This window comes from Couchioplanes caeruleus (genome assembly GCF_003751945.1).
GTDB classification, from domain to species: Bacteria; Actinomycetota; Actinomycetes; order Mycobacteriales; family Micromonosporaceae; genus Actinoplanes; species Actinoplanes caeruleus.
The window spans coordinates 2,156,882-2,177,178 of sequence record NZ_RJKL01000001.1; the positions used below are offsets into that span (position 1 = coordinate 2,156,882).

Below are 20,297 nucleotides of genomic sequence, written 5' to 3' on the forward strand. Positions count from 1 at the left end.
GCATGGAAAGGCCCCGCTGTCGTGACAGCGGGGCCTTTCCTGTCCGGTCAGGCGGAGGTCTTGAGCGGTTCCTTCTTCTGGTCGCGCGACGACTTCACCAGGCTGGCGACCGTGGCGATGCCCAGAGTCCCGATGATGACCAGCAGCGAGAGCCAGATCGGAATCTCCGGCGCCCAGGGCACCCCACGGCCACCGTTGATGAACCCGAGCGAGTTGGTGTGCAGCGCCTCGAGGAACAGTTTGACCCCGATGAAGGCGAGCACGAACGCCAGCCCGATGTTGAGGTAGACCAGGCGCTCCAGCAGCCCGCCGAGCAGGAAGTAGAGCTGGCGCAGACCCATCAGGGCGAAGACGTTCGCGGTGAAGACGAGGTACGGCTCCTTGGTGATGCCGAAGATCGCCGGAATCGAGTCGAGCGCGAAGATCAGGTCGGTGGTCCCGATCGCGATCATGACGATGAGCAGCGGCGTGAAGACCCGCTTGCCGGTCTCGGAGACCGCCATCAGCTTGCCGTCACCGAAGGAGCTGGAGATCGGAAGCGCCCGCTTGGCCCAGCGGATCAGGATGTTCTCCTTGAAGTCGTCCTCGTCGTTCTCGCCACCCTTCACCAGGGTGATCGCGGTGTAGACCAGGAAGACGCCGAAGATGTAGAACACCCACGAGAACTGCTGGATCAACGCGGCGCCGGCGGCGATGAACGCACCCCGCATGAGCAACGCCAGCACGATGCCGATGAGCAGCACCTTCTGCTGGTACTGCCGCGGCACGTTGAACCGCGCCATGATGATCATGAATACAAACAGGTTGTCGACGCTCAGCGAATACTCGGTGAGCCACCCGGTGTAGAACTCCCCCGCGGCCGCTCCCCCGGAGGTGATCCACAACCCGACGCCGAACGCCAGGGCGAGGCCGACATAGAAGGCGACCCAGCCGCCGGCCTCCCGCATCGACGGCTCATGCGGGCGCCGCCCGACGATCAGCAGATCGACGGCGAGCATGACGATGAGGGCGGCGAGGGTGACCAGCCACACCCAGGTGGAGACGTTCAACGAGGACCTCCGGCAGACACGGTTCAACGCCGCATCGGAAACAGAATCCGAAGCGGCGAAGTGACTGTCGGAGGTCTCTTCCGCCTCCGCCCGGCGAGCGAAGACCACCGGCCCCGGGGGCGCCCCAAGGGCGCTGACCGTGCTGACGAGACCGGCGCAGAGGAATACTCCCCTCCTACGGAAGCCATTGTGTCGCATCGGAGGCTCCCATGACACGTCACCCCGGTTAATCGTGGCAGGGCTCTCGCGCACGGTCCCCCAGCTCAGAGATTTCGCCGCCACACCGTCTCCGGCTTCCTAGGAGGCTAGTTCGTCTTCGCTTGCCTCGACGCTGCTCGGATTGCCCAGGTTGTGCCTGCGCTGTGCGCGCGGAGCGCGGCGGCGCGCCGGCGATGCGCTCTTCGCGCGCCCGCCATCCTTGATCCGCCCTCTCTGTCGGCCCCGCGCCCCACATGTTCGTGGGCTCGAGACCTGTTCGCCGTGGCCCGCGTTCAGCCGGCGCGAAAGCGAGCCCGCCGGCCGCGATCCTCGAAGCCGAGCCGCCGGTACAACCGGCCCGCCGGGTTGTCAACGTTCACATCGAGCCACGCCTCGTCCGCTCCCCCGGCCCGCATCCGCCGCAGAACCTCTGTCACAAGCGCCGAGCCGAGCCCGCGCCCCCGAGCCGCGGGAACGACGCCGACCTGCACGATCCAGCCGACCGCAGCGATCACGAAGCCGACGTCATGATCCAGCCCGACATCACCACCCAGCCCGGCATCACCGCCCAGCGTGGGAACGGTCGCCAGCACGGACCACTCGGGCCGGAACTCGTCATCCCCGGTCACCCAGGCGATCCACCGCTCGGCGTTCCACCCGGGAAAACCGGGCCGCTCCCGGAACGCGGCCTCATAGACCCGGAAGAACCGCTCGGCATTTGCATCCGACCACGCCGCGAAGGTGGTGCCGCCGGGCCACACCGCCTCGGGTACGCGCCGAGCACCCACATCGAACCCGAACCGCAGGACGTCTTCCGCAAACACCTGTCGCAGCCCCCGTCCCTCGAACAGGCGCAGCGACTCACCGGTCAGCGATTCGGTCTCGACCGTCACCGAGCCCCCGCGGCGGCGGCCTTCGGCCAGCCCCCAGTCGAGGAGCCGGCTTCCCAGACCACACGCCCGAACCTCCGGATCGACCAATCCGACGAAGGTGGCGCCGCCGGCCCAAGGGTCCGAACCGTCGCCGGACGTCGGCCGGACAGCTCCCGCCGCGAGAAGGCGGCCCACAGGTCGATGGGGCACCGGCGGACACGCCACGGCGTCCGTGGGTCCGCGGGGCAGCTCTGTCGCGTCATCGCTCGGCTCACGGGTCGAACAGATCTGCACGGTCGTCACGGCGCCTCCCGTCCACCGGCGCCGGAGAAAGTCCGGGTCGGCGGACATCGGCAGGCCGCCGTCGGCTTCGAGGCATCGCTCGGCGAGCGGAACGAGTTCCGCCTCGACGGCGACCGGGCTGACGGTCCATTCCACGGCGTCAATCGAGAACACGCGCGCGAGCCTAGTGAGATTCGGGTTCGATCCCCACCGAGTTCCGCAACAGGATCCCGGCGGGCATCCCGCCGGAGCTCGAACGACCTGCCAGCTACCCCCCGAGGTCGAACGGCTCGCCGCACAGGCCGGCCGAGCACCAACCGACCACCAGGCAAGCCGGCCGAGCACACACGCCAGGTAGGACGGCTGAGCACACACGCCAGGTAGGACGGCTGAGACCGACCGACCCGACGAACGACGAGCGGACGTCCGGCATGTGGCTGGCCGATTCCGTTCGGCCCTGGGCTTGCGCTTCTCTCGTCTACTTCACTCCGGCGACGTCCATTCCTCGGAGTTCCTTCTTCAGCTCCGACACCTCGTCGCGGATGCGGGCCGCGAGTTCGAACTGCAGCTCGCGGGCGGCCGCCAGCATCTGGTCGTTGAGGTCCTGGATGAGCTGGGCGAGCTCCGCCCGGGCCATGCCCTCGCGGGCCGGGGCCGACGAGGTTCTCGCCTTGGAGCGGGTCTCGGGCACGGGGCCCTTGCCCCGGGACATCTGGCGGCCGGCGCCGCCGACGACGTGGCCGCCGGGGCCGTGGCCGCCGAGGGCCGTGTCGGTGTCCTCGGCCTCGCGGTAGATGTCGTCGAGGATGTCGTGGATCTTCTTGCGCAGGGGCTCCGGGCTGATGCCGTGCGCCTCGTTGTGGGCGATCTGCTTGGCGCGGCGGCGGTCGGTCTCCTCGATGGCGTCACGCATGGACGGGGTCATCTTGTCGGCGTACATATGGACCTGGCCCGAGACGTTTCGCGCCGCGCGGCCGATCGTCTGGATGAGCGAGCGGCCGCTGCGGAGGAAGCCTTCCTTGTCTGCGTCGAGGATCGCGACCAGGGAGACCTCCGGAAGGTCGAGTCCTTCCCGGAGCAGGTTGATGCCGACGAGGACGTCGTAGTCTCCCTTGCGCAGTTCCTTGAGCAGCTCCACCCGGCGCAGCGTGTCAACCTCGGAATGCAGGTAGCGGACGCGGATGCCGTTCTCGAGGAGATAGTCGGTCAGGTCCTCGGCCATCTTCTTGGTGAGCGTGGTGACCAAGACCCGCTCGTCCCGCTCGGTGCGCTCCTTGATCTCGTGCATGAGGTCGTCGATCTGGCCCTTGGTCGGCTTCACCACAACCTGGGGGTCGACCAGTCCGGTGGGGCGGATGACCTGTTCGACATATTCGCCGCCGGACTGCTGCAGCTCCCACGGGCCGGGGGTCGCCGAGAGGAAGACCATCTGCCCGACGCGCTCGAGGAACTCGTCGAAGCGCAGCGGGCGGTTGTCGGCGGCGCTCGGCAGGCGGAAGCCGTGCTCGATGAGGATGCGCTTGCGGGAGGCGTCACCCTCGTACATGCCGCCGATCTGCGGAATCGTCACATGCGATTCGTCGATGACGGTGACGAAGTCGTCCGGGAAGTAGTCGAGCAGGGTGTAGGCGGGATCGCCGTAAGACCGGCCGTCCATGTGCATCGAGTAGTTCTCGATGCCGTTGCAGAAGCCGACCTGACGCATCATCTCGATGTCGTAGGTGGTGCGCATCCGCAGCCGCTGCGCCTCGAGCAGCTTGCCTTGGCGCTCGAGCTCGGCGAGGCGCTCGGTGAGCTCGGCCTCGATGTCGCGGATGGCGCGCTCCATGCGCTCCGGACCGGCGGCGTAATGGGTCGCCGGGAAGATCACCAGTTGGTCCACCTCGCGGACGATCTCGCCGGTGAGGGGGTGCAGGTAGTAGAGCTTCTCGATCTCGTCGCCGAAGAGCTCGAGGCGGACGGCGAGCTCTTCGTACGCCGGGATGATCTCGAGGGTGTCGCCCCGGACCCGGAACGTGCCCCGCTGGAAGGACATGTCGTTGCGGGAATACTGGATGTCGACGAGACGGCGCAGCAGCTTGTCGCGGTCGAGCTCGTCGCCGACCTTCACCCTGACGGCCCGGTCGAGGTATTCCTGCGGTGTGCCGAGACCGTAGATCGCGGAAACCGTCGCCACCACGATGACGTCGCGGCGGGTCAGCAGGGACATCGTCGCGGAATGGCGCAGCCGCTCGACCTCCTCGTTGATCGACGAGTCCTTTTCGATGTAGGTGTCGGTCTGGGCGATGTACGCCTCGGGCTGGTAGTAGTCGTAGTAACTGACGAAGTATTCGACGGCGTTGTGCGGCATCAGCTCGCGGAACTCCTTGGCGAGCTGGGCACAGAGCGTCTTGTTGGGGGCGAGCACGAGCGCCGGCCGCTGCAGCTTCTCGATGAGCCACGCGGTGGTCGCGCTCTTGCCGGTGCCGGTGGCGCCGAGCAGAACCGAGTGGCGATCCCCGCGGCGCACCCGGCGCTCGAGCTCGGCGATGGCCGTGGGCTGGTCACCAGCCGGTTGGTAGTCGCTGACGACCTTGAACGTGCCGTCGAGTCGTGGGATGTCGAGCGCCATGCTGACCACCGTACGTCGGGGGTGTGACAAGTTTGGGCCGGCTCGGACGGACGCTGTTCGGAGAGTGCACATTCGGCTTCGGCACCGGGCATTGTCCGGTCTTGCCCCGCGCGTCTACCCTGGGCGGGTAGGCCGCTCGCGGCGGCCGCCCGGCCGACCCGGCGCCACCACACGGCGCCACGGACGGGACGAGACTGCAGCCCCGGCGACGCCGGAGAGCGCATCTCGAAGGTGACGCGACAGGCGTCGACCGGCCGCCGCGAGCGCCACTGGCTGTCCGGGCTCGGACGAGTCGAGCCGGGTCGGCCGCCTGAAAAATCCCTGTCGGTGCATGAGCCGGCCTCCGGCAAGCCGATGACACCAGCGGCGTCGCGCGACAAGCAGCAACGAGTGGAAGCGACCACGGGACAGCACGCGGGGAAACACCACCGCCGGATGCGGGACGGTCGTAGTCGAGCAAGGGCACACCAGGCGAAGCGCGGCCGCGCGAACACGGTGAGGCAGCCAGACAGGGCACGCCGCCCGAAACCCGAGGACGCAGTAGGACAGGAAGGCACCGCTCAGACCCGAGGCGGTCGGGGCGCGGCGCTCCGGAAAGGATGACGCTAGGGCCGGGTCGGTGGCTGCCAGCCCGTCGCCTCCGCCCACTCGTGTGCCGCCGTGGCCTCCGCGTCGAACCAGGGTTCCTTGGCCGCCGCGTACCCCTCCGGGTCGCCGTGGATCTCGGCCCAGCGCGCCTTCGCCGCCGCGTATTCGTCGCGCGCCTCGGGGACCGCGCGGAGGTGGTCGCGCATCAGCAGGGCGAAGCGCCAGCCTGGGGAGCCGGTGACCCGGACGTGGAGGTTGACGGAGCGGCCGGGATCCGCGCTGCCATGCAGGCGCTTGGGCCAGGTTTTGCCCGGTATGCCCCAGGCGTTGTCGAACCATTCGCCGTCTCTCGGCGGCAGGCCCGCGCCGGCCAGCGTGTCGGCGAGCTTGTCGGCCAGCTCGAGCGTCGGCACCGCGAGCATCAGGTCGATCAGGTCCTTGGCGGGCAGGCCCGGCACGGCCGTCGATCCGATGTGCGAGACGTCGGCATCGCCGCCGAGCTGCGGGCGCAGTGCCTGGTTGATCCGGGCGATCAGCCGGGCGGCCTGCCCGCGCCAGGCCGGATCCGACGCCACGATGCGCAGGCTTGCGTCGAAGGGCGCGTGCTTGCGGAGCCGGAGATTCCTCTCGTACGGCCGGAGCCGCGCGCGCCACAGCTCGTCGACCTGGGCGGTGAGCTCGTCGAGCCCGCCGTTGTTGTCGATCACCACGTCGGCGGCGGCGCGCCGATCGGCGTCGTCGGCCTGAGCGGCGATGCGGACGGCGGCCTGCTCCGCGGTCATCCCCCGCGAACCGACAAGCCGGGCGATCCGCACCTCCGGGGCCGCATCGACGACGATCACGAGGTGGAAGGTGGGCGCGAGCCCGGTCTCCACCAGCAGGGGCACGTCGTTGACCACGATCGCGTCGGCCGGGGCGGCCGCCGCCAGCTCCGCCGTGCGGGCGCGCACCCGGGGATGGATGATGCTCTCGAGGCGGCGCCTGGCCGGCTCGTCGCCGAAGACGCGCGCGCCCAGGGCAGGACGATCCAGCTCGCCGTCGACGCCCAGGACCTCGGGCCCGAAGGCCGCCACGACCGCGGCGAGGCCATCGGTGCCGGCGGCGACGACGTCGCGCGCCAGTTTGTCGGCGTCGAGAATCACGGCACCGAGCTCGTGCAGCCGCTGCGCGACGGCACTCTTGCCCGCGCCGATCCCTCCGGTCAATCCCACTCTGAGCACGCGATCAGTATCGCGGCTGGATCGGTTGGTGTCATTGCGACCCCGGCGACCTGTGGATAACGCACGAAGTGACGGCGCGACGAGCGCCGCCAGCAGGACGGCATCGCCAGCGGAACGGGCGTGGCCGGCAGGATCGGGCGTCGCCGGCCGGAAGGGACCGCCAGCGGGACGGGCGTGTCCAGCACAATGGGCGTCGCTAGCCGGAAGGGGTCGCCAGCAGGACGGCGTGGCCGGCAGGAGGGGCGTTGCGCAGGAGGATGTCGTTCGCATGGACTAGAACGAAGAGACGCATGGACTAGAACGAAGAGACCCCGCCCACCGGGCCCATAGGCCAGATGGACGGGGTCTCCCTCGTCAGCCCGGCCCGAAGGCCGGTGTCGGGTTCGCCGGCCCGAGGGCCGGTGTCACCGTGATGCCGTGATCAGCTCTTGCCGCCGGCGAGCTTCTCGCGCAGAGCGGCGAGGGCCTCGTCGGTGGCCAGGGTGCCGGCCGGCTCCTCCGCGGCGCGCGCCGGGGCCGACGTGCTCGTGGAGGTGGAGGAGGACGAGGTGGTCACGCCGCCGGCCGGAGCCGGGTTGAGCGCGGCCTCGGCGTCGGCCTCGCGGGACGCCTGGACCTGCTTGGTGTGGGCCTCCCAGCGCTCGCGGGCGTCGGCGTACTGCTTCTCCCACGCCTCGCGCTGCTTGTCGAAGCCCTCGAGCCACTCGCCCGTCTCCGGGTCGAAGCCCTCCGGGTAGATGTAGTTGCCCTCGTTGTCGTACGTGGCGGCCATGCCGTAGAGGGTGGGGTCGAAGTGCTCCTCGCCCTCCACGAAGTTCTCGTTCGCCTGCTTGAGCGAGAGCGAGATCCGGCGACGCTCCAGGTCGATGTCGATGACCTTGACCATGACGTCCGAACCCACCTGGACGACCTGCTCGGGCAGCTCGACGTGACGCTCGGCCAGCTCGGAGATGTGCACCAGGCCCTCGATGCCGTCGTCCACGCGGACGAACGCACCGAACGGAACCAGCTTGGTGACCTTGCCCGGCACGATCTGGTTGATCGCGTGGGTCCGGGCGAACTGGCGCCACGGGTCTTCCTGGGTCGCCTTCAGCGACAGCGAGACGCGCTCGCGGTCCAGGTCGACGTCGAGCACCTCGACCTCGACCTCCTGGCCGACCTCGACAACCTCGGACGGGTGGTCGATGTGCTTCCAGGAGAGCTCCGAGACGTGCACCAGGCCGTCCACGCCACCCAGGTCCACGAAGGCACCGAAGTTGACGATGGAGGACACGACGCCCTTGCGGACCTGGCCCTTCTGGAGCTTGTTGAGGAACTCGGTGCGGACCTCGGACTGGGTCTGCTCGAGCCAGGCGCGGCGGGACAGGACCACGTTGTTGCGGTTCTTGTCCAGCTCGATGATCTTCGCCTCGAGCTCCCGGCCGACGTACGGCTGGAGGTCGCGCACGCGCCGCATCTCCACCAGCGAGGCCGGCAGGAAGCCGCGGAGGCCGATGTCGAGGATGAGGCCACCCTTGACGACCTCGATGACGGAGCCGCGCACGACGCCGTCGTCCTCCTTGATCTTCTCGATGGTGCCCCAGGCGCGCTCGTACTGCGCGCGCTTCTTCGAGAGGATCAGGCGGCCTTCCTTGTCCTCCTTGGTGAGGACGAGGGCTTCGATGTGGTCACCGACCGACACCACTTCCGCGGGGTCCACGTCATGCTTGATCGACAACTCGCGCGAGGGGATGACACCCTCGGTCTTGTAGCCGATGTCGAGCAGGACCTCGTCCCGATCGACCTTGACGACGGTGCCTTCGACAATGTCGCCGTCGTTGAAGTACTTGATGGTCTCGTCGATGGCTGCGAGGAAAGCTTCCTCCGAGCCGAGATCGTCGACCGTGACCCTGTTGGCGCTCGAGGTGGCCTCGATGCTGCTCGTCATGTGGACTGTTGCTCCGAACGGATGGTTTCGTGGTGTCTCTGCGCGCCGCGGAACTGCCGGCGGGCACAGCACGAACATCCGGTGATCACAACGCTGGAACTTGGCGATCAAGCGAGAGCGATCAAGCGAGCAGGATCATGCTGGGACCGACGACTGCGGAACCTGCTCCCTGCCGAGGCACACGATCCGCGAGCGCATCGACTAGCTTACCGTGCGCATTACCACAGGTTGCAAGCCCTCCTGATGACCGAGGCATATTGTTCTCGCCGAGCCGGCCATAGCGCCCGTTTTGCGGCGTTTATGCACCTAGGGGCGGCCTCCGCGCGGGACGCCCCGGAGATCGGCGTCGATGTCCGAGGTCAGCGGGCAGGTGTGCCACAGATCTCCGCATCGAAATCGGAGGCGGCACGGCCCCGCCACACGGAAGGCGACGCGGCCGGGCGGCGGTCGACCCGTCGAGCCGCCGTGGGGAAAGTGTCGTGCTCCCCCGTACGGTGACTTGGTGATCGAAGCGCAACCCACCGCCCACCCCGCCGCGCTACGCCGGGCGGTGACCGACGACGAGAGCCGCGCCGCCAGCCGGCACTGGTGGGACCTGGATGCCGACGACTACCAGGAGGAGCACGGCGCGTTCCTCGGTGACGTGGATTTCGTCTGGTGTCCCGAGGGTCTCCGGGAGGCTGACGCGCGCCTGCTCGGCGACGTGCGCGGCCGGCGGGTGCTCGAGCTCGGGTGCGGTGCGGCCTCGGCCGCGCGCTGGCTCGACGGGCAGGGCGCCGACGTGGTCGCAATGGATCTGAGTGGGGGAATGCTGCGCCATGCGCAGCAAGCGTCAGACCGCGCGGGGGTACGGGTGCCGCTCGTGCAGGCGGACGCCCTCGCGCTGCCCTTCGCGACATCCGTATTCGACGTGGTCTGCACGGCGTTCGGGGCGGTCCCCTTCGTCGCCGACTCCGCGGCGGTGATGCGCGAGGTAGCGCGGGTCCTGCGACCGGGCGGTACGTGGGTGTTCTCCATCACGCACCCCATGCGCTGGATCTTTCTCGACGAACCGGGAGAGGAGGGTTTGCGGGCGATCCATCCCTATTTCGACCGCCGGCCATATGTGGAGCAGGACGCCGCGGGCATGCCGACATACGTGGAACAGCACCGGACCCTGGGCGACCGCATCCGCGAGCTCGTGGCGGCGGGGTTCGTGCTGACCGATCTCATCGAGCCCGAATGGCCGGAGGGCCACGAACAGATCTGGGGGCAATGGAGCCCCCTGCGCGGCAGACTCTTCCCCGGGACGGCGATATTCGTCAGTCACGTGCCAGAAAGTCCGGCCGTCCGCGACTCATAGGTCGACGCTTCTGCCAGCCCAGCGAAGAACGCGGACAACCACACGTTTCGCATGCGGGAGCGTGCCGACTGCCAAAGCTGGCAGTTGCCACGAGCTTACTCATCTGCATCCGCCGGGTGCGATTCCGGGCAACGAAATTCGTTGCCCGGATCAATCACCGGCACTGCCGCGTATGCATCAGCAGGTGACCGAAGTGATCACGACATCCTTCCGGTCACTGCTGATCTTGACCCAATAGTGATCCTTGCCTCGCCTGTCGTAGGCCCAGGAGCTGCCATTCTCCTGAAGCTTGGTGTAACAGCCAGCCTCGGCGCGGAACGCGTCCACATCATAGTAGCGCTTGCCGAGACTCGTGGAACTCTGATTCTTGTTGAGGAAGTAATAGGCCTTCGGAAGATTCTGCGAGAAGACCGTCGCGCACGGCGGCTTCGTGCCGACGTACACGTTCGGGCTTCCACTCCAGCAGTTCGCGATCTGCACCATCCTGCTTGATGCGTTGCGCACCACCCCGCCACACCGCGGCTTGGCGCAGTCACCAGCCATTGCAGGCGACGGCTGCACCACGGTGAGCCCGCCCACGACGGCGGCCAACATACCAGCCCACGCTACAGGCCTGGAAACCATCCTTCTCATTCATGTCCCTTTCTCGGCATTCCTGCATTGCGGGTGTCAGCGACGTAGAGGTATCGACACGACACACTCCGGATGTGGATCCTCTTCTTCCCGTCGCGCGACCCTTTTCGATCGCCCGCAAAAATCGGGCACCATATAAACAGAAGCGAACGACGAACGCAACTCTCCCAGATCCCATGAGCGCAGTTGCTTCAGGAATCTGACGCAGAGTGACTCACCCGAACAGCCGTGGCATGATATTCGCGCTCGATCCGTGCAGTCATGCAGTCGCCATGATCAGGATCATAGACCGGCACTATTGCCACTCTCGTGACAGTCGGTCGATGTCACTCAATGCCGTGAAACGACGAACAGTTCATCCGCCGATACGTCAGCGTCGGCGAGGGTCATTCATGGCGTTGCCCTGTCTGGTTGCGAGTGATCGTCCGGCGATCATGACACGACCCGTCAACCGGCGCGTTGTCCGAGATTGCTTCCGCGCCACTGCGACTGGCCTCCTTCGCGATCACAGCGTTCGCGAATCAGCGGTTCACACGGCAGGTGCACGGATGCCGGCGACAAGCAGGTGGCCGTGGGAATGCCGGCGTCTGCGGAGCAGCATCGGACTCTCGGCGACCGCCGCACCCCAGTACGTGGTCAAAAGCGGCAAGACGGGGCGTACCGCGGTGCACAAGCCGGAGGCGCTGAAGCATGGCAAGTGACACGTACGCGGAGTTCCGGGATGCGGTGAACATGACCGCCTCGGAGCTTGAAAAGTGGCTGACGACGGACGAGTCGACGGACGTCGGCCAGAAGCCGCCGAGCGGCGGCGAGTCGGTCGGCCACGACAGCGGCCGGAAGATCATCGAGATCCTGCACACGAAAAGGGCGACCTGCGCGATGCGGACGAGGCACACGTGCGGAAGGTGGTCGGGTACGTGCACCGCCACCTGGCGCAGCGCCCCTCGGGCGACGTGGCGGACATGAAGTGGCGGTACTCGCTGATGAACTGGGGCCATGATCCGCTGAAGAAATGACATGCGGCGAGTTGTGCGGGCCTGGATGGTGGACACCGAGCGCGGCTTGTGCGCGCCTGGCTGGATGATGGGCACCGAGCGCGGGTTGATGCGGGTGCTCGGGGCACAGCTTGAGCACGAGTCGAGGTGATACCGGCGGACTCAGGTGCCGGGCTTCCATCGCGGAGTCGAAGTGAGGTCGGCTCTGGGGTCCGCGCCGCGGACACCACCCCTCGACCAGCGCGGGTTGGCCCGGCCTTTGCGGCGGGCGCCACCTCCGAGCCGACGAAGGTGCGAGCTCGGAGGGTGACAGCCGGTGGGGTTGGGGTCAGGCGGGGGTGGTTGCGGCGCTGACGTCGAGGAGGCCGGCCAGGAGGGTGAGGGCTTCCGGGACCATGCGGTAGTAGACCCAGGTTCCTCGTCGGTCGCTGTCGACCAGGCCGGCTTCGCGGAGGACCTTGAGGTGGTGCGAGATCGTCGGGCCGGTCAGGTCGAAGGAACCGGTGAGGTCGCAGACGCACACCTCGCCGCCGCCGGCGGAGGCGATCATGGATAGCAACCGCAGTCGTACGGGGTCGCCCAGGGCCTTGAACATCGGCGCGAACACTCGGGCCTGGTCGGCCGCGAGGGGCCGGCGCACTACGGGCGCCCATGCGCCCGACAGCGATGTCATCTCGATGGAACTGCTCGGCATGGAAACCACCCTTGCAGAGCCGGGCAAGTCCGGGACGCCGGAATTCCGACAGCTTGCCTTCGCTGGGGAGATCACGGTTGCAGAGCGCCAGAATGCATTCGGCACATGTGGGTTCCCGGGGTGCCGCAAGCCATCGCTGCAGGACCGCCTCGAGAGTGTATTCCCAGGTGGGAGGCGGTACCCGACGGCGGGGAATGCGGTGGTGCCAGTAGAGAATGGACGCAACGATCTGTAGCCGGAATGGCTGCGGCCGGTGGCCGATTGGGTCATGAATCACATTTTGTGGGAGCTCCACGATCGGGTGGGCGCAAAGTTTGGTGTCACGCGAAGAGTGTTCGGGCAAGCGATTGAGGACCTACGGGCAGGCGTTCCTTCAGCGACCGTTCAGGGAACCCTCCGATGTGGGCAGACAGCCTGCCAGCAGGCGGTTTCGAGGACCCAGATGGACGTCGGAGACCGGCGCCGGGAGCGCGCGGCAACCGGGTGGCAGGCCGCGCCAGGCGCCGACTGGCGGATCACACCGCGACCCAGACGGTGGGCGGCCCCAGGCGGCAGGGGGCACCGGACGCCGTCCTGGCGAGCGGAGCGGGCGCGGCGCCTGGCAGCGGGCGGCACCAGCGGCCAGGCGGCGCGGCGGGCGACAGGCGGCGGGCAGCGCGGCGGGCGACAGGCGGCGGCCAGCGCGGCGCGGCGACAGGCGGCGGGCAGCGCGGCGGAGCAGCGCGCGACGGCCACGCCCGGGTCAGAACCGGACGCCCGGCAGCGGTCACGCCCGGGTTGGAACAGGCGGGTCACGCCCGGGGCGCGGGCTGGCGGGTCGCCCCGGGTGGCGGGTGGCGTCGGGGGTGCTAGTGGTCGGCGCCGTTCCAGTCTTGGCCTATGCCTACGGAGACTTCGAGAGGGACGGACAGGGGGTAGGCGGCGCCCATTTCTCGTCGGACCAGGGTTTCGAGGGCCTCTCGTTCGCCCGGGGCTACGTCGAAGACGAGTTCGTCGTGCACCTGGAGGAGCATGCGGGAGGCCAGGCCCGCCTCGCCGATCGCGGCGTCGACGTGGAGCATGGCGACCTTGATGATGTCGGCCGCCGAGCCCTGGATGGGTGCGTTCAGCGCCATGCGTTCGGCCATTTCGCGGCGTTGGCGGTTGTCGCTGCTGAGGTCGGGCAGGTAGCGGCGGCGCCCGAGGATCGTCGCCGTGTAGCCGTCCTGGACCGCGCGGCGGACGACGGCCTGGAGGTAGTCGCGGACGCCGCCGAAGCGTTCGAAGTACTCCGCCATGAGGCCGCGGGCTTCCTCGGTGGAGATGTTGAGCTGGTTGCTCAGGCCGAAGGCGCTCAGACCGTACGCCAGGCCGTAGTTCATGGCTTTGATCTTGCGCCGCTGGTCGGGGACGACCTCGTCCAGCGGGACGTGGAAGACCGACGAGGCGGTGGCGGCGTGGAAGTCCGCGCCCGAGTTGAAGGCCGCGATGAGCGCCTCGTCGCCGGAGAGGTGCGCCATGATGCGCATCTCGATCTGGCTGTAGTCGGCCGTCATCAGCGACTCGAAGCCCTCCCCCACGACGAACGCGCGCCGGATGCGGCGGCCCTCCTCGGTGCGGATGGGGATGTTCTGCAGGTTGGGGTCGGTCGACGAGAGTCGACCGGTGGCCGCCACGGTCTGGTTGAACGTGGTGTGGATGCGGCCGTCCTCGGAGACCGACTTGAGCAGGCCGTCCACGGTGGACTTGAGCTTGGCCACGTCGCGGTGCCGCAGGAGGTGCTCCAACAGCGGGTCGCCGGTCTGCGCGAACAGGCTCTGCAACGCGTCGGCGTCGGTGGTGTAACCGGACTTGATCCGCTTGGTCTTGGGCAGGTTGCGCTCGACGAAGAGGATCTCCTGGAGTTGCTTGGGCGAGCCGAGGTTGAACTCGCGCCCGACCACCTCGTGCGCCGCCTGCTGGGCCGCCTTGACCTCGGCGGCGAAGTGCGCCTCGAGCTCGGAGAGGTAGTCGGTGTCGGCGGCGATGCCGACGTGCTCCATCTCGCCCAGCACGATCTCGAGCGGCTGCTCCACCTCGGCGAGCAGGCGCTGCGAGGCACCGTCGTCGCGGGAGAGCTCCTCGGTGAGGGTGTCGGCGAGGTCGAGGGTGGCGCGGGCGCGCAGCATCACGTTCTGCTCCGCGGCGCCCTCGTCGCCGAGGCCGTCGAGGGTGAGCTGGCCGTCGTCGGGGGCGTCGACGCGCAGCTCGCGCTTGAGGTAGCGCAGGGCGAGGTCGGTCAGGTCGTAGGCCCGCTGGTCGGGCTTGGCGAGGTAGGCGGCGAGGGCGGTGTCGACACGGACGCCCTGCAGCGTCCAGCCGTGCGCGCGGAACGCCAGCATCGCCGGCTTGGCGTCATGAATGATCTTGGGGCGCTCGGGGTCGGCGAGCCAGGCGGCCACCGCCTGCTCGTCGCCGGCGTCGAGGGCGGCCGGGTCGAACCAGGCGGCCGGGCCGGCGCCGGTGGCCACGGCGATGCCGGTCAGCGCGCCGGTGCCGCGGCCGAAGCGGCCGGTGACGGCGACGCCGACCGGGGCCTCCCGGGCGTGCTCGGTCAGCCAGGCGGCCACCTGGCCCGTGGACAGCACCGTGCCGGAGAGGTCGAAGCCGGACTCGGCCTCGGGCTCGACGGCCTCGAGGTAGGAGTAGAGCCGCTCGCGCAGCACCCGGAACTCGAGCGCGTCGAAGACCTGGTGCACCGCCTCGCGGTCCCAGCCCTGCCACTTGACGTCCTCGGGGCGCAGCGGCAGCTCGAGGTCGCAGACCAGCGCGTTGATCTCGTAGTTGCGCATCACGTCGGCCAGGTGGGCGCGCAGGTTCTCGCCCGCCTTGCCCTTGATCTCGTCGACGTGGGCGATGATGCCGTCGAGGCCGCCGTACTGATTGATCCACTTGGCCGCGGTCTTGTCGCCGACGCCGGGGACGCCGGGCAGGTTGTCGCTGGTCTCACCGACCAACGCGGCCTTGTCGCGGTAGCGCTCGGGGCGCACGCCGTATTTGGCCTCGATGGCGTCGGGCGTCATCCGCCAGACCTCGGAGACGCCGCGCACCGGGTAGAGGATCGTGACGTGTTCGCCGGCGAGCTGGAACGCGTCCCGGTCGCCGGTGGAGATGACCACCTCGAAGCCGGCGTCGCGGGCCTGGCAGGAGAGGGTGCCGATGACGTCGTCGGCCTCGTAGCCGGGCTTCTCCACCACCGGGATGCGCAGCGCCTCGAGCACCTCCTTGACCAGGCTGACCTGGCCCTGGAACGGCTGCGGGGTCTCGGAGCGGCCGGCCTTGTAATCGGCGTACTTCTCGGTGCGGAACGACTGCCGCGAGACGTCGAACGCCACCACGATGTGGGTCGGCTTCTCGTCGCGCAGCATGTTGATCAGCATCGAGGTGAAGCCGAACACGGCGTTGGTCGGCTGCCCCGTCTGCGTGGAGAAATTCTCCACGGGCAGCGCGAAGAAGGCTCGGTAGGCCAGCGAATGGCCGTCGAGCAGCAGCAAGCGGGGGGTCTGGGCGTCGTCGCTCACGTCCGAGAACTCTAGTCCCGGGGTACGACAACTCCGCCGACCGCCCCGCCTGCCGAAGCGCCTGTTCTACAGGACTTTGCTCAGGAATGCCCTGGTGCGTTCCTGCTGCGGGTTGCCGATGACCTCGCGCGGCGGACCCTGCTCGACCACGACGCCGCCGTCCATGAAGATCAGCGAGTCGCCCACCTCACGGGCGAAGCCGATCTCGTGGGTCACCACTACCATGGTCATACCGTCGCGGGCGAGGTCTTTCATGACGTCCAGTACCTCGCCGACGAGTTCCGGGTCCAGCGCGCTGGTCGGCTCGTCGAACAGCATCAATTTGGGCCGCATCGCCAGCGCCCGGGCGATCGCCACCCGCTGCTGCTGACCGCCGGAGAGCTGACCGGGGTAGTTGTCCCGCTTGGCGCCGAGACCGACGCGGTCCAGCAGGGCGAGTGCGCGCTCGCGTACTTCGGCCTTGTCCTCCTTCTTGACCCCGCAGGGCGCCTCCATGACGTTCGCCAGGACCGTCATATGGGGAAAGAGATTGAATCGCTGGAACACCATGCCGACGGACCGGCGCTGGGCCGAAACCTCGGAGTCCCTCAGCTCGTGCAGCTTGCCGCCGCGCTCCCGGTAGCCGATCAGGTCGCCGTCCACGAAGATGCGGCCAGCGTTGATCTTCTCCAGGTGGTTGATGCACCGCAGGAAGGTCGACTTGCCCGAGCCCGACGGGCCCAGGATGGTGCACACCTCACCCGGCCGGACCACGAGGTCGACGCCCTTGAGCACCTCGAGCGCACCGAACGACTTGTGGACGTTCTCGGCGCGGATCATCTCGTCGGTCATTGCCTACTGCCTTCCTCCGCAGGAAGCACCGCGCCCTGCTCGGCGGCGACCGCCCGCAGACGCAGCTTGGCCCGATCGGTGGCCCCGTAGCCGCGCCCGAAATGACGCTCGACGAAGAACTGAACCACCATCAGCACACTGCACAGGATCAGGTACCAGAGACAGGCAGCAACCAGCACGGGAAGCACGATGAACGTACGGGAGCTGATGGCCTGCAGTTGGAAGAACAACTCATAGGTGACGGGTACGAACGCCACGAGTGAGGTGTCCTTGACCATGGCGATCGTCTCGTTGCCGGTGGGCGGAACGATGACTCGCATGGCCTGAGGCAGGACGACCCTGCGCAGCACCCGGCCGCGCGACATACCGAGCGCCGACGCCGCTTCCGCCTGCCCGGGGTCGACCGACTGGATGCCGGCACGGACGATCTCGGCCATGTACGCCGCCTCGGACAATCCCAGCGCGAGGACACCGGCGACGAATCCGGACAGCAGGTCAGTGGCCTTGATGCTGAAGATCTGAGCGTTCAGGTCATGGATGCCGAACAGATTGCCGATCTGCCGGTCGAACGGCAGGCCGAAGCCGATCCGATCCCACAGAATACCCAGGTTTCCGAAAAGGATCGCGAGAACGAGCCGGGGCACCGCCCGAAACACCCACGTGTAGAACCAGGCGACCCAGGACAACACCGGATTCGTCGACAGCCGCATGATCGCGACGACGATGCCCAGGCCGACGCCAATGAACATCGCCAGCGCGGTCAGCAGGATTGTGCCGCGCAGGCCCTCCAACACCGGACCCGTGAACATGACGCCGCGTTTACCGTCGCCGATGCTGACGAATATGAACCGCCAGTTGAAGCGGTCATTGGTCACCAGCAGGTGAACGAACATCGCGGCAAGTACGGCGAGGACTGCGATCGCCAACCAGCGCCCGGGGTGCCGGACGGGCACGGCCTTGATGGCCTCGGGTCGTGCCCGTCCGGATTGCATCTCCGTCGTCATCAGGCGCCTGGTTCAGGAAACCTGAGGGTTGACGGCCGGGTCGGCGATGGCGCCGGCCTCGACGCCCCACTTGGTGAGGATCGTCTTGTACGTGCCGTCGGCGATCAGCGCCTCGAGCGCCTTCTCGATCGCCCCTCCGAAGTCGGCCTGGTCCTTGGGCAGGACGTAGCCGTACGGCGCCGAGTCGTAGATGTCGCCGACCAAGGCCAGCTGGCCGTTGGTCTGCTTCACCGCGTAAGCGCACACCGGAGAGTCGGCGAGCATCGCATCGTTCTTGCCCGAGATGACCGCGTTGGTCGCGTCACTCTGCGCCTGGTACTGGTCAACGGTGATTGCCGGCTTGCCGGCCTCCGTGCACTTCTTGGAACGGGCCGTGATGTCATCGACCTGCACGGTGCCAACCTGGACAGCGACCTTCTTGCCGCAGGCGTCGTCAGGGTTAATCGTCGAGCCCGACTTCGTCGCCCACTGCGTACCGGCCGAGAAGTAGGAGACCATCGTGGTCTCCTTCATGCGCTCGGCGTTCACGGTGAACGACGAGACGCCGATGTTGTACTTCTTGCTGCTGACGCCCGGGATGATGTCCGCAAACTTCGCGGACTGCCACTCCGTGGTGAGGCCGAGCTTCTGCGCGACCGCGTTGAACAGGTCGACGTCGACGCCCTTGACCGTCTTGCCGTCCGCGTCGAGGAACTCGTTCGGCGCGTACGTGGAGTCCGTACCGATGATGATCTTTCCGGCGGACTTGATGGCGGCCGGAACCTTGTCGGCCAGCGCGGCGTCGGCGGCAGCCGACGGGACGGGGGCTCCCGTGCCGGTGCCGGAGGTGGTCTCCTCGCCGCAGGCGGCGAGCGACACGGTCATCGCCGCCGCGGCAGCCAGGCCGAGAACCGCCCGACGGCCAGATGAGATGCGGAACATCGTCAAATACTCCTTAGGGGGTGTGGCTAGGCAACGCCGAGATAGGCGTCCTTCACCGAGGGGTCGTGCAGCAGTTCGGTGCCGGTGCCCGACTTGACGATCCGGCCGGTCTCCAGCACGTACGCGCGGTGCGCCCGCGACAGGGCCTGTTGCGCGTTCTGCTCCACCAGCAGGATCGTCGTGCCCTGCTGGTTGATCTCGACGATGATGTCGAAGATCTGCTGGATCAGCATCGGCGCGAGCCCCATCGAGGGCTCGTCGAGCAGCAGCAGCTTGGGCCGGCTCATCAGTGCGCGGCCGACCGCCAGCATCTGCTGCTCACCGCCGGACATCGTGCCGCCGACCTGCTTCTCGCGCTCCTTGAGCCGCGGGAAGAGGGTGAAGGCGCGATCCATGTCCTCGTTGATCTCGGACCGGTTCCGGCGGGTGTAGGCGCCCATCTCCAGGTTCTCGCGCACCGTCATGCCGGGGAAGATCCCCCGGCCCTCGGGCGACTGCGACACGCCCCGGACGACCCGCAGGTCGGCGCGCATTCTGGTGATGTCCTCGCCGTCGAAGATGATGCGCCCCTCGGCGATCGGGCGCAATCCCGAGATCGCCCGCATCGTCGTCGACTTGCCGGCACCGTTGGCGCCGATCAGGGCGACGATCTCACCCTGACCGACGGTCAGGCTGATCCCGTGGAGCGCCTGGATGCGGCCGTACAGCAGCGTCAGGTCCTGCAACTCAAGCAGCATCGGTCGGGACCCCCAGGTACGCCGCGATCACCTTCGGGTCGTCCCGCACCTCGGCGGGGGTCCCCTCGGCGATCTTCTTGCCGAACTCCAGCACCACGATCCGGTCCGTGACGCCCATGACCAGGCGCATGTCGTGCTCGATGAGCAGCACGGTGACCCCGGTGTCACGGATCTTGCGGATCAGGTTGAGCAGCTCCACCTTCTCCGCCGGGTTGAAGCCCGCCGCCGGCTCGTCGAGACACAACAGTGTCGGGTTGGTCGCCAGCGCGCGGGCGATCTCCAGGCGGCGCTGCTCGCCGTACGACAGATTGCGCGAGACCTCCCCCGCGCGGTGGGCGATGCCCACGAAGCGCAGCAGGTCCATGGACTTCTCCCGGCCCAGCCTCTCTTCCTTCCAGTGCCGCGGAAGGCGGAAGAGGGCACCGATGACGCTGGTCTTGTGGTGGGCGTCCGCGCCCACCATCACGTTCTCCAGCGCCGTCATCTCGGGGAACAGCCGCACGTTCTGGAACGTACGGGCGATGCCGCCCCGGGTGATCTCGTGCTTCTTCCTGCCGACGATCGACTGGCCGTTGAAGCGGATCGCACCGCTGGTGGGCCGGTAGACGCCGGTCATCGCGTTGAAGCAGGTGGTCTTGCCGGCACCGTTCGGGCCGATCAGACCGAAGATCTCACCCTTGCGCAGGCTGAAGCTGACGTCGTTGAGCGCCACGACGCCGCCGAAGCGCAGCGTGACGTTCTGGACCTCGAGCAGCGCGTCGCCGGCGCCCGCGTGCGACACCGGAGTGCCACCCGTCCCCTTGCCGGTCGGGATGGCCCGGTCGACCGGGCGCGCGTTCTTCTCGTCGAGCTCC

15 protein-coding genes and 1 pseudogene are annotated in these 20,297 nt (G+C 68.0%); 3 read left to right on the top strand and 13 right to left on the bottom strand.

Annotated features, from left to right (window positions below):
• Positions 1–47 precede the first annotated feature (47 nt).
• The 5 genes from EDD30_RS09335 to rpsA form a co-directional block, all read right to left on the bottom strand.
• On the bottom strand, positions 48–1,049 hold the full coding sequence (locus EDD30_RS09335) for a TerC family protein (protein ID WP_071805320.1): 1,002 nt from the start codon (positions 1,047–1,049) through the stop codon (positions 48–50).
• A 491-nt stretch (positions 1,050–1,540) separates the two neighbouring features.
• Positions 1,541–2,140 carry a GNAT family N-acetyltransferase gene (locus EDD30_RS38925; protein ID WP_170047258.1) on the bottom strand — a complete coding sequence of 200 codons (600 nt, stop codon included), beginning with the start codon at positions 2,138–2,140 and terminating at the stop codon, positions 1,541–1,543.
• A 739-nt stretch (positions 2,141–2,879) separates the two neighbouring features.
• Positions 2,880–5,012 carry an excinuclease ABC subunit UvrB gene (uvrB, locus tag EDD30_RS09345; protein ID WP_071805350.1) on the bottom strand — a complete coding sequence of 711 codons (2,133 nt, stop codon included), beginning with the start codon at positions 5,010–5,012 and terminating at the stop codon, positions 2,880–2,882.
• A gap of 605 nt (positions 5,013–5,617) precedes the next feature.
• Positions 5,618–6,820: a dephospho-CoA kinase gene (coaE, locus tag EDD30_RS09350; RefSeq protein ID WP_071805324.1), complete on the bottom strand. Its 1,203-nt coding sequence runs from the start codon at positions 6,818–6,820 to the stop codon at positions 5,618–5,620.
• Between the two features lie 421 nt (positions 6,821–7,241).
• Complete coding sequence (gene rpsA / locus EDD30_RS09355; protein WP_123678193.1) at positions 7,242–8,747, bottom strand: 30S ribosomal protein S1; 1,506 nt, start codon at positions 8,745–8,747, stop codon at positions 7,242–7,244.
• A gap of 502 nt (positions 8,748–9,249) precedes the next feature.
• Here rpsA and EDD30_RS09360 point away from each other — a divergent pair.
• Positions 9,250–10,089 (top strand): class I SAM-dependent methyltransferase, encoded by an 840-nt coding sequence (locus tag EDD30_RS09360; RefSeq protein ID WP_071805352.1) that lies wholly within the window; start codon positions 9,250–9,252, stop codon positions 10,087–10,089.
• A gap of 177 nt (positions 10,090–10,266) precedes the next feature.
• On the opposite strand, the gene EDD30_RS09365 is transcribed toward EDD30_RS09360, so the two are convergent.
• Positions 10,267–10,683: a hypothetical protein gene (locus tag EDD30_RS09365; protein WP_143162674.1), complete on the bottom strand. Its 417-nt coding sequence runs from the start codon at positions 10,681–10,683 to the stop codon at positions 10,267–10,269.
• A gap of 587 nt (positions 10,684–11,270) precedes the next feature.
• Between EDD30_RS09365 and EDD30_RS38930 the strand changes: the two genes are divergently transcribed.
• Positions 11,271–11,423: a hypothetical protein gene (locus EDD30_RS38930; protein ID WP_170047260.1), complete on the top strand. Its 153-nt coding sequence runs from the start codon at positions 11,271–11,273 to the stop codon at positions 11,421–11,423.
• A pseudogene (locus EDD30_RS09375) lies at positions 11,413–11,732 on the top strand (DUF3140 domain-containing protein); the annotation flags it as partial. The gene EDD30_RS38930 and the pseudogene EDD30_RS09375, both read left to right, overlap by 11 nt.
• 313 nt (positions 11,733–12,045) lie before the next feature.
• Here the strand turns inward: EDD30_RS09375 and EDD30_RS09380 are convergent.
• From EDD30_RS09380 to EDD30_RS09410, 7 genes are all read right to left on the bottom strand, one after another.
• Entirely contained in the window at positions 12,046–12,390 is a 345-nt protein-coding gene (locus EDD30_RS09380; RefSeq protein WP_071805354.1) for an ArsR/SmtB family transcription factor, read from the bottom strand.
• An 869-nt stretch (positions 12,391–13,259) separates the two neighbouring features.
• Positions 13,260–15,950, bottom strand: a complete 2,691-nt coding sequence (gene polA, locus EDD30_RS09385) for a DNA polymerase I (RefSeq protein WP_071805328.1) — start codon at positions 15,948–15,950, stop codon at positions 13,260–13,262.
• Positions 15,951–16,016: 66 nt separating this feature from the next.
• A complete protein-coding gene (locus EDD30_RS09390; RefSeq protein ID WP_071805330.1) occupies positions 16,017–16,781 on the bottom strand; it encodes an amino acid ABC transporter ATP-binding protein in 765 nt (254 codons plus the stop codon).
• Positions 16,778–17,785: an amino acid ABC transporter permease gene (locus EDD30_RS09395; RefSeq protein WP_123678194.1), complete on the bottom strand. Its 1,008-nt coding sequence runs from the start codon at positions 17,783–17,785 to the stop codon at positions 16,778–16,780. The genes EDD30_RS09390 and EDD30_RS09395 overlap by 4 nt, the downstream gene beginning before the upstream one ends.
• Before the next feature lie 12 nt (positions 17,786–17,797).
• On the bottom strand, positions 17,798–18,706 hold the full coding sequence (locus EDD30_RS09400; protein WP_071805334.1) for an ABC transporter substrate-binding protein: 909 nt from the start codon (positions 18,704–18,706) through the stop codon (positions 17,798–17,800).
• Between the two features lie 26 nt (positions 18,707–18,732).
• Positions 18,733–19,443 carry an ABC transporter ATP-binding protein gene (locus EDD30_RS09405; protein ID WP_071805336.1) on the bottom strand — a complete coding sequence of 237 codons (711 nt, stop codon included), beginning with the start codon at positions 19,441–19,443 and terminating at the stop codon, positions 18,733–18,735.
• Positions 19,433–20,257: an ABC transporter ATP-binding protein gene (locus tag EDD30_RS09410; protein ID WP_394328247.1), complete on the bottom strand. Its 825-nt coding sequence runs from the start codon at positions 20,255–20,257 to the stop codon at positions 19,433–19,435. Before EDD30_RS09410 ends, EDD30_RS09405 begins: the two co-directional genes overlap by 11 nt.
• Positions 20,258–20,297 lie beyond the last annotated feature (40 nt).

Coding starts and splice junctions, on each gene's coding strand:
- EDD30_RS09365 (WP_143162674.1), bottom strand. CDS start 10,683: ATGTTGGCCGCCGTCGTGGGCGGGCTCACCGTGGTGCAGCCGTCGCCT.
- rpsA (WP_123678193.1), bottom strand. CDS start 8,747: ATGACGAGCAGCATCGAGGCCACCTCGAGCGCCAACAGGGTCACGGTC.
- EDD30_RS09400 (WP_071805334.1), bottom strand. CDS start 18,706: ATGTTCCGCATCTCATCTGGCCGTCGGGCGGTTCTCGGCCTGGCTGCC.
- EDD30_RS38930 (WP_170047260.1), top strand. CDS start 11,271: ATGCCGGCGACAAGCAGGTGGCCGTGGGAATGCCGGCGTCTGCGGAGC.
- EDD30_RS09395 (WP_123678194.1), bottom strand. CDS start 17,785: ATGACGACGGAGATGCAATCCGGACGGGCACGACCCGAGGCCATCAAG.
- EDD30_RS09380 (WP_071805354.1), bottom strand. CDS start 12,390: ATGACATCGCTGTCGGGCGCATGGGCGCCCGTAGTGCGCCGGCCCCTC.
- uvrB (WP_071805350.1), bottom strand. CDS start 5,012: ATGGCGCTCGACATCCCACGACTCGACGGCACGTTCAAGGTCGTCAGC.
- EDD30_RS09405 (WP_071805336.1), bottom strand. CDS start 19,443: ATGCTGCTTGAGTTGCAGGACCTGACGCTGCTGTACGGCCGCATCCAG.
- EDD30_RS09390 (WP_071805330.1), bottom strand. CDS start 16,781: ATGACCGACGAGATGATCCGCGCCGAGAACGTCCACAAGTCGTTCGGT.